The following is a 10144-nucleotide window of genomic DNA, read 5'->3' as shown; positions in this document are numbered from 1 at the left end:
GATGTTAAATGCCTCTGGTGTTACTTGCCTATTTTAACATCATTGACAACTCAACATATCTGTATCACAAATATGTTGAGTTGTAACAATGACGTGGCAAGTAACATAATGTGGGATTATACGAAATAACAATAAATAACCCTTTATTAATCAAATACTTACTGCAATTTCTTTAGTAAAACTTTACGCATATAAATTAAAAGCTCAATAAATATTGAGCTTTTAAGAAATACTACTAAATCATTCTGATACTTATGATGATGTTTATTGCTTAGTCTGGCCAATACGCCATTGATATGGTGGTAATGTCCCATTGACACTAAAGTCACCAATAATTCGCTGTTTAAACACTCTCGGATTATGCGATGATAATGTGCGTACATTACGCCAATAACGATCCAATCCTAATTTTTTATCAGAAGCTGAAGCACCTAAAGCATCGAATAAAATCGTTGTCGCATTTAAAACCAAATCTGTAATAATAACCTGTGCTTGAGCACTTTCCAGCTCGGCAATTGCATTTTGATCTTGTTCATAATTCAAATTATGTTGCAATGCTGCCAAATAAGTACGCTGTAAACTTTGCGCAACTTTTTCTATTAAAACGCCTGAAGTATACGCAGCACTGCGCACCTGTCCTACAATTTGCAAGATTTGTGGATCATTTAAAACCAATGAAGTATTAGCATGAGAATAATTACGTGTTCTATGAGCAACAGCCTGTGATACATCATAAGTCGCTGCTCTGGCAATTCCTGTAATAATTGCCAATTGAATCAATTGATAAAATGCAGCAGAATATTTAAAGCGATTATCATCAATTAAAACTTCTTTTGGATCGACCAAAACATCATCAAATATAGCTGTTCCGCTAGCGGTAAGTTGTTGCCCAAAACCATTCCAGTCATCGATAATTTCTACACCTTCAGCCTTTGTTGATACAATAACTGAACCCGAATTTCCTTCCAAATCAGTAATGCCGACTTCAGTCCAATCCGCATATAAACTGCCTGTTGTATAATATTTTTTTCCTTTAACTCTTAATTTTTGTTCTGAATCCAGAAATAAATGTGTCTGAAACTGATCTATAGATTCATTTCCACCCTCAGACCACGCACTTCCTATGGTTTGCCCTTGCTCAAATCGTTCTAACCAGCGTTGTTTAAATGCTTCGTCCTGAGAAATTAAAATATCTTCTGTAAAACCAAAATGTATACGCAAAACTTGTGGTAAGTTCGAGTCTGCTTCTGCCAGTTCCACTAATAAAGCAAATACTTCCGGGATGGTTGCTTCAAATCCGCCATAGCGTTTGGGTAAGCGTAATCGAGTAAAACCAGCATCTTTTAACCATTGGATTTGTTCAATAGGCAAAGTATGTTCAATTTCTCGTTGTAAAGCATGTGCTTTAATTTTTTTAAATATTGGTCGGAAATTCTTAGCTAAAGCCTCGTACCTTGATGAAGGTGGTTCTCCCCAGACTTGATGAATTTGTGTAGCTTGATCATCAGATTTATAGGCTAATTCACTTGATTCAAGTGTAATATTTAAATTACTCACTTATTAGATCCATAATAAAATTTGTCTTGATCATCATCCTATCTCAAGTAAAGATATGTTGAAAAAATAAATAATGATAACCATAGAATAATAAATGATAATAATTTTTGAATTTTATAAATAGCATCTATCAAATAATATACCCAAAGTAATTTATACAATTACTTTGGGTGAGTATAATAGACTTAAAATTTATAATCTATTGAAAGAAAAACTTCTCTAGGATTACCCGGTGTAACCCAAACATCTTTTAGGCTAGAGGTATAATAAGTTTTATTTAATACATTATTTAATGTAAATTGAAAACGTAATTCTGGATTTAATTGATAATATGCATTTAAATTCAGTAAAGTATACGATGGTAATTCAAATCCATCATCAGCAATATTTCCTGCTCTGGCAGAAATATATTGAATATTTCCACCTACCCCAAGTTTTCGGTCATCTTTTTGCCAAAAATCATACATAGCAAATAAATTTGCACTGTGTTTTGCACTATTTAATAATCTAGCCCCAACAGGAATACCTGAATTATTATCTGATTTACTTACATAAGCATCGGTATAACTATAAGCTAAGCGTAGATTTAAATCCTCAATGGGCTGAGCAGCCAAATCAAATTCAAAACCACGACTTTTTTCTTCGCCAGCCGTGATCATATACGCACTATCTATTGGATTGGTTGTTAAAACATTTTGTTTGGTAATATGAAAAATTGATGTTGTTGCGGTTACACGATCATCCCAGAGTTTCCATTTACTTCCTAATTCATACGTCCATGCTTTTTCTGGATCAAATGCATGATTCTGAATATCTAATCCTGAATTTAAATGAAATGATTGACCGACATTCATAAATATTGACCATTGATTATTGGGAGAATAATTAATGGCAAATTTTGGACTAAAATGATAAATATTTTGACGGCCAGATATAGACTGAATGAATTCTTGATATTTTTGCTGATAATAATCAAAACGTCCACCAAGTAAAACTGACCATTCATCATTAAGGGTCATATAGTCACTTAAAGTTAACGCCAGATTATTTTGATGTTCAATGGTCCGATATGTAGGTGCAACTGTAGGTAAATCAATACCATAAACTGGATAATCAATATTTATTAGATTTTGTTCATTTACACCATCTTTTCGATATCTGTGTAAATCATTATCAACTTTGAGTGTACTTGCAGTTGCACCAATATAAAGTTTATGCTGAATATTTCCTGTATTTAGCTCACCAGTTAAGTCTTGCTGAAATAAATAACTTGTTGTAGCGTATTGACGGTAACGGCGTTCCCGATTTAAATTATCATTTTGTTTTAACTTCCATGCTTCGGTTGAATAACCCTGCCAACTATTATGTTTGAAGTTTATTGTACTTTCACTGTTCCAACCATTATCCATTTGATGCTTTATACGAATTTGCTGTAAATAATCATTCATATTCATTAAACCATCTTTGGGTTCACCCAAAAATCTGGATTTAGGAATCTGCCCTAACTGTTGATTAACGGCAAGTACTCCCCGATCAAACAAATTATTGGTTAATGAATATTCACTATCATAATCCAGTTGTGTTTGATCATTAATTTGCCAGGTGAATTGTGGCGCAATAAACAATCGATCATTTTTAACATAATCTCTGAAACTATGATTATTTTCATAGGCGATTCCCAGACGATAAGCCAGATGATCTGTTATTGCATTACTGCTATCTAGTGCAATACGATATTGATCGTAAGTGCCTGCTCGTAAGGAAATTTGATGTTCAGGGCTAAATGATGGTTTTTTGGTAATGACATTTAAGGTACCACCAGGATCACCTGCACCATACATGGCTGCTTCAGGTCCTTTTAAGAATTCAATACTATCAATATTCACCATGTCACGTGCAGCACTCATGCCCAAGTTTGCATTAATACCATTTCTTAAACCAGATGCTCCGAGAGTTTGATCAGTATTAAAACCACGTATGGAATAATTGTCCCAAAGCCCGCCCATGGGATTAAGTGCTGACACACCACTGACTAAACCAATAACATCACTGACACGTTGTACATCTCGATCACGCAATAAATTTGCATTTACTGTTTGTATGTTCTGCGGAGTTTTTAATTCATCAAGTTGAAATTTTGTGGCGGTTTCTGAGGATTTATTCTGATAACCCATAGGTTGATCTGTTGTGTTAATCACCAGAGTTTCAAGCTGACGAATCTGTTCAGCAAACGATAAGGAAGATATGGTTGAAATGATCATACCTACATAAAAAAAACCTACTGGTCGCATACACAACAGCATTCAGATTCCCCAAAAGCCCATAAAAAAGAAACGTTATATTATAACAATAAAATTATTTTAGAAATGCCTAGTTTAGAAATTTTTATTAAGCAAAAATATTTTTACAATAAAAAGTCAGCAGAACATATTTTTTGCTGACTCATATTAAAACAAAGGTTTAGTTAAAAATTATAAAGTACTTGCAAGTTTAACAAATGGTTGTTGCCATTATCATCACCCGCCCCGTAAGATGCAGATGTACCACCAATATTAAAGTCATTTTTACCCATAATATATTCCGCAACAAAAGTAAGCTGTTTATGATCTACAGAAACGCCCAGAATACTACGGGTTGAATCTTTAAATCCTTCGGTATCTTTTTTGTAGGTACTATACATGGCATAAGGTGTAATTGTTCCAATATTACCAACATTTTTAAAAGCATAACTTACATCTGCAGTATAAAAAGTTCCTTTATTAGCAACATCATAATAATCCTTAAAAGATCCCATGGTTGAAATATCTGGGCTGGTTGTATCTTTATTGTTGACTTTATTTTTACCACCTGTCAACGTCAATGCTAGATTGTCATAGGAAATAGTAGAAAATAAAGCCCAAGCTTTACGATCCCCTGTCAGGTTATTTACCTTATTATCAATATCTGAGTACCAATAAGAACCACCGACTTTAGCATTAAGTTTTCCATCTTCAGATAGTTTTAAATCTTTAGAAATACGGGCAATCCACATATTTTTTTCGTCTAATGATTCTACATAATTTGCGGTATAACGGCTGGCATCAGAACTTGAACCATATTTACCGCCATCTTTGGCAAAGTATGCCAGATCAACGTCTGTAGCATTAAAAGGTTGGAAATGATATTTCACGCCTAAATTATGTACATCTTCCAAACCAAACTGCGTTACAATACCGCCATACCAGTTACTTTCCCAGAAACGACTTGGACCAAATGGTACAGGTTGTAAACCCAAGGTTAAATTATCGGTTTTATTGATGTTGTACCCCACATAACCATCAACTAACGATGAAAAATCACATAATTTATCAAACTGATAACAACGATATTCAATGTGTCCAAAAAACTTTGGTGATTTATAATCAAGATTAACTTTAGCCGCATCAAATGTTAATTTATGATCATTGTCTGACCAACTTTTATCCTGGTATTTTGCACGTAAAAAACCTGATAATGTTAACGCGCCTTTATCTGTAGTTTCATCCCCAATAGTTAAAGCACCTGCTTGTGCAGTTGTGCTTAGACTACCAAATGCTAGGATTGCTACAAATAACGTGTTGCATGTACGATGTTGCATATTATAAATCCTCCAAAAAGACTCTGTTCCTATGCAAGATTAATTCCAATATTTATCTTGCATAGAATATTCCCGTAATTAAGCCTATTGACTTGATAAAATTTAAAAATTTATCTGAAACATTGATGATTTCAGGTCTATATAAAGATGCTATTTTTTGAGGTTACACAAAGCATGTCGTCTTGTTTCTAATCAGCATCTAATCTGTATAAGCTAAATATTTACGTTTGATATTGATATGTTCAGCAATATGTTTGGCGTCATGCCATACTCCCCAAATAAAACTGGAACCTCGACCAGTTAAGTAAGGTAAGCCTAAAAAGTAAACTCCAGCCTCAGAGGTAATTCCCTGCTTATGCTTAGGTCGATGATTTTCATCAAATATATCAAGTTCAAGCCAATCATAATCATAGCCAAAACCAGATGCCCAGATAATGCTTTGAATATCTTCATTAACTAGATCAAGCTCAGTGATGAGATTTTTCACACATTCAGGATCTTCCAAAATAATGCGTGCCTGAGGATCTTCTGGTAAATCAAGCCCACTATTGGTAATAAATGCATCAGCCTCATCCAAAAGTTTGAGATAATTTTCTTCACCTTGATGAATATTGTCTGCCAAATCTGCCTGAAAACTGACTTTGCTATCCGTAAATGCCTTGGTCATCCCAACTAAAGTAATCCCTTGATTTGCCAATTTTTTAAAATCAACTGTATGACCGCCATGTGCGCCACTCACAGCAAACCCTTTGAGAGGACCATTATCCGGTTTTTCGGCTTCCCATCCGCCCAACACACCTAACCACCAAACATTATCCCGATCCCGATAACGACGTGGTGGACGTTCATGTTTACCTACAGATAAAAATACTTTTTTCCCCGCACGATTTAGTTCATCCGCAATTTGTATTCCTGAAGAACCTGCACCAATCACTAGCACATTCCCCTCTGGTAGTTGCTGAGGATTTTTATATTGATCAGAATGTATTTGATATAATGTGTCAGATTTTGGTGCAATTGCAGGAATAACTGCTTTTTGAAAAGGCCCTGTTGCAATCACCAATCGTTGTGCCTCTATTGTGCCTTGTGATGTTTGCAGAATATAACCCAACGCATGTGGTTTTTTTGTCACTTTTAAAACTTCTACTCCGGTATAGACTGGTGCATGGATTTGTTTGGCATACGTTTCAAAATAATCTGCAACCTGATCATGATGTACAAAACTTTGTGGATCAGCAGAAAACGCTAAATTTGGAAAACGATCATGCCAGCAAGGGCCATTTGCCACCAAAGAATCCCAGCGTCTGCTACGCCAAGCTTCTGCAATTCTGGCTTTTTCCAATATAATATGTGGAATGTGCAAATTGCCAAGATGTTCACTCATGGCGATACCCGCTTGTCCACCACCTATAATCACTGTATCGATTTGTTCTGGTAAATTCATCATTAGTCCTGAATTCCTGATTGATTTATACGATTTAGGCATGCATTGCAAACATGAATGCGATAAAACAGAGCAGCCCGTAATATGTTGTTTTGATCTTAGAAACTTGTTTAAAAAAATGAAAATCACATATCCAAAAGAAATGAATCAAAAAAAACTAATCGTCATACGAGAAATTTTTTAATCTCTAATACGGATTATCTGAATTAGAAGCAAGGAAAATAGAAATTGTCTTGTGATCGACTATCCGCATACTAGAAAGCGTAATGAAACAAAGGATAGCAACATGAAACACACTCGTATTCGTACATTCAATACCAAAAAAACTTATCCTGAACAAAATCTTGATAATGATCTATGTCAGGCAGTTGTCGCACGTGGACGTACAGTTTTTTTACGTGGTCAGATTGGTCAAAATCTTGATACATCAGAAAATGTCTGTATTGGTGATGCAAAAGGTCAAGCCGAACAGGCAATGTACAATATTGATATGCTACTTAAAGAAGCTGGTGGTGAATTAGAAGATATTTGCAAAATTACTATTTATATTATTGATCCACGTTACCGTGAAGAAGTTTACCGTGTGGTCGGCAAATGGTTAAAAGGTGTTTTTCCAGTATCTACAGGAATTGTAGTTTCTGCATTGGCCCGTCCGGAGTGGCTGGTTGAAATTGATGCGACTGCGGTGATTCCCGATTAATCATAAGGAGAAGTGTATGACATTTTCCATTGTGGCACGTTGCAAAACTACCGGTCAAATGGGCGCTGCCGTAAGCTCATCATCCCCTGCTGTGGCTGCACGTTGTATACGTGCCCGGGCAGGCGTAGGTGTGGCAAGTAGTCAAAATATTACGGACCCACATTTAGCCCAGATTTTACTTGATTTAATTAAATATGATGTTGCTCCAGATGCTGCTATTCAGGAACTGGTGTCCGATACAGATTTCATTGAATATCGTCAACTTCTTGTACTCAATACGCAAGGTCAAGCTGCAACATATAGTGGTGAAAAAACACTGGGGGTTTATCAATCACATATCGGACAGGATGTAGCATGTGCAGGTAATCTGCTTGCTAATCCTGAAGTCCCCAAAGCCATGTGTTTGGCTTTTGAACAAAGCCAAGGCTGTCTGGCCGAACGCTTGTTGCTGGCCATGCAAGCAGGGCTGACTGCCGGAGGTGAAGCAGGTAATGTGCATTCAGCAGGTTTACTGGTCGTTGACAAAGTCCCGTGGCCTATTGTGGATTTACGTGTAGACTGGACAGATAAAGATCCCATTGCAGAACTCTATAGTATCTGGAAAATCTACAAACCACAAGTTGAAGACTATGTTCTACGCGCACTAAATCCTTCATCTTCTCCAAGTTATGGTGTTCCGGGGGATCCCTAGTTACAACCTTAAATGGAATCATTAAACCGTGTTAAATCGCATTTCGCTACGTCAAATGGAATATTTTGTTGCCACTGCAGAAAGTGGCAGCATCATTATTGCATCTGAAAAAATTCATGTTTCATCTCCTTCTATTTCTGCTGCCATTGCGCATATTGAATCAGAACTTCAAGTCCAGTTATTCATTCGGCAACACGCTAAAGGGCTAATTCTAACCAATGTTGGAGAACAGGTCATGAAAGAATGCCAGTGTATTCTGGCACAGGCAGGCAGTTTATATTCACTGGCAGCCAATTTTTCAGGATCAATACGTGGCCCATTAAAACTTGGCTGTTTTACGGCTTTTGCCCCTATGTTATATGCCGAAATCATTCATGGCTTCAGTAATTTATACAAAAATGTTGAACTGGATTTGTGTGAAGGGGATCAAGAGGTGCTGATCAGTGGATTATTACGTAATGTTCTGGATGTGGTACTCACCTACGATTTGAATATTGATGAAAATTTTATTCATTTTGAATCATTGGCTTGTTTACCACCTTATGCATTATTTAGTGAAGAACATCCACTTGCTCATGCGTCAGCCGTTACTATGGAAGAATTAGCAGAGTATCCAATGGTATTACTAGATATGCCATACAGTAATGATTACTTTATTTCGCTGTTTAAAAGCAAGAATCTTAATCCAAAGATTGTTAAGACTTCAAAAAATTCCGAAGTTATTCGTGCCATGGTTGCCAATAATATTGGCTATAGCATTTTAAATGTCAGGCCAAAAATTAATTATTCCTTAGATGGCAAACGTCTGGTACGCGTACGTATCTCAGGCGATCAAAGACCAATGCATATTGGTTTGGCCACAGCAAAAAATGTGGTTCTAAACACCGTTGCTCAGGCATTTATCAGTCGTTGCCGAGCATTTATTTCCGATCAATACATTCCGGGTATGGGAGCACCACATTTTTATGATCCACATATCCGTACAAAGGAAGATGAATAATGTCTGACCTGCACAGTGTCGAACGCCTAAAGCAATTAATTGCCTTTGATACCACATCCTGCAAAAGTAATCTTGAATTAATCAATTATATTAAACAACTTTTTGAAAGCCACGATATTGAAGTCAAATTAAATTTTAATCAGGATAAAAATAAAGCTTGTTTATTTGCGACTACAGGTCCAAAAGATATTCCTGGTATTCTGTTGTCAGGACATACTGACGTAGTCCCTGTTGCAGGTCAAAACTGGCATAGTGATCCATTCCTTGCACTTGAAAAAGACCAAAAAATCTATGGCCGAGGTGCAGCAGACATGAAAGGCTTTATTGCCTGCGCCATTGAAATCTTGCTACAGGCCAGTCAAAAAAATCTTCGTAAACCGTTACATCTGTGTTTATCCTATGATGAGGAAATTGGCTGTATCGGCGTACGCAATATTTTACAACACCTATCGGAATACATGATTGCACCAATTTGCTGCATTATTGGTGAACCAACTTCTATGCAAATTGCCACCGGACATAAAGGTAAAGCCGTATTTCAGGCCATGTGCACAGGACAAGAAGGACATTCTGCGCTTGCGCCACAATTTACGAATGCCATTCATGTTGCCAATGCGCTGATTAACTCAATGACGGAAATGCAAAAGCAAATTTCTCAAATCGGAGCGCAGGATACCGATTATGATGTACCGTATACAACACTTCATATCGGTAAAATACAAGGAGGTAAAGCATTAAATATTGTTCCCAACGAGTGCATTATAGATTATGAAATTCGTAATATTGCACAGGATGACACTAAGCAAATTCAACAAAGCATTCAACAACATCCAGCTTTAAATGCTTTTAAAAAATTTATTTATATTGAAGAAATTAATCAATATCCAGGATTAATGACTTCGCCAACCATTCAGGCAGTGAAATTTATCCAATCCTTATTACCAGAGCAGACCCAGACCGGTAAAATTTCATTTGGAACAGAAGGCGGACTATTTGCCAATCAATTGCAATGCCCTGTTTTGGTCTGTGGCCCTGGTTCAATTAATGTTGCACACAAACCGGATGAATTTGTGGAAATAGATCAATTGCTACAATGTGATCAATTTTTACAGAAGTTATTACAAACTTTGCAGTAA

The 10144-nt window shown here is 36.3% G+C and carries 8 protein-coding genes; 4 read left to right on the top strand and 4 right to left on the bottom strand.

Going from position 1 to position 10144, the window contains the following annotated elements:
• Nucleotides 1–264: 264 nt before the first annotated feature.
• From F4V57_RS02585 to F4V57_RS02570, 4 genes are all read right to left on the bottom strand, one after another.
• Nucleotides 265–1557, bottom strand: coding sequence for an acyl-CoA dehydrogenase family protein (locus F4V57_RS02585; RefSeq protein ID WP_070068611.1), 1293 nt, complete (start codon nucleotides 1555–1557; stop codon nucleotides 265–267).
• Between the two features lie 185 nt (nucleotides 1558–1742).
• Entirely contained in the window at nucleotides 1743–3860 is a 2118-nt protein-coding gene (locus F4V57_RS02580; protein ID WP_227515648.1) for a TonB-dependent siderophore receptor, read from the bottom strand.
• A 161-nt stretch (nucleotides 3861–4021) separates the two neighbouring features.
• Nucleotides 4022–5173 carry a hypothetical protein gene (locus tag F4V57_RS02575; RefSeq protein ID WP_070068612.1) on the bottom strand — a complete coding sequence of 384 codons (1152 nt, stop codon included), beginning with the start codon at nucleotides 5171–5173 and terminating at the stop codon, nucleotides 4022–4024.
• 199 nt (nucleotides 5174–5372) lie between these two features.
• Nucleotides 5373–6620 carry a flavin-containing monooxygenase gene (locus tag F4V57_RS02570; RefSeq protein WP_228268217.1) on the bottom strand — a complete coding sequence of 416 codons (1248 nt, stop codon included), beginning with the start codon at nucleotides 6618–6620 and terminating at the stop codon, nucleotides 5373–5375.
• 283 nt (nucleotides 6621–6903) lie between these two features.
• Between F4V57_RS02570 and F4V57_RS02565 the strand changes: the two genes are divergently transcribed.
• The 4 genes from F4V57_RS02565 to argE are packed head-to-tail and all read left to right on the top strand — an operon-like array spanning nucleotide 6904 to nucleotide 10144.
• A complete protein-coding gene (locus F4V57_RS02565; protein WP_070068613.1) occupies nucleotides 6904–7317 on the top strand; it encodes a RidA family protein in 414 nt (137 codons plus the stop codon).
• 16 nt (nucleotides 7318–7333) lie between these two features.
• Nucleotides 7334–8008, top strand: coding sequence for a DUF1028 domain-containing protein (locus F4V57_RS02560; RefSeq protein WP_070068614.1), 675 nt, complete (start codon nucleotides 7334–7336; stop codon nucleotides 8006–8008).
• Between the two features lie 28 nt (nucleotides 8009–8036).
• On the top strand, nucleotides 8037–9008 hold the full coding sequence (locus F4V57_RS02555; RefSeq protein ID WP_070068615.1) for a LysR family transcriptional regulator: 972 nt from the start codon (nucleotides 8037–8039) through the stop codon (nucleotides 9006–9008).
• Nucleotides 9008–10144 (top strand): acetylornithine deacetylase, encoded by a 1137-nt coding sequence (gene argE / locus F4V57_RS02550; RefSeq protein WP_070068616.1) that lies wholly within the window; start codon nucleotides 9008–9010, stop codon nucleotides 10142–10144. The genes F4V57_RS02555 and argE overlap by 1 nt, the downstream gene beginning before the upstream one ends.

The organism is Acinetobacter qingfengensis, assembly GCF_008693185.1.
Lineage (GTDB): Bacteria > Pseudomonadota > Gammaproteobacteria > Pseudomonadales > Moraxellaceae > Acinetobacter > Acinetobacter qingfengensis.
This window is presented reverse-complemented; position numbering and strand designations above follow the sequence as displayed.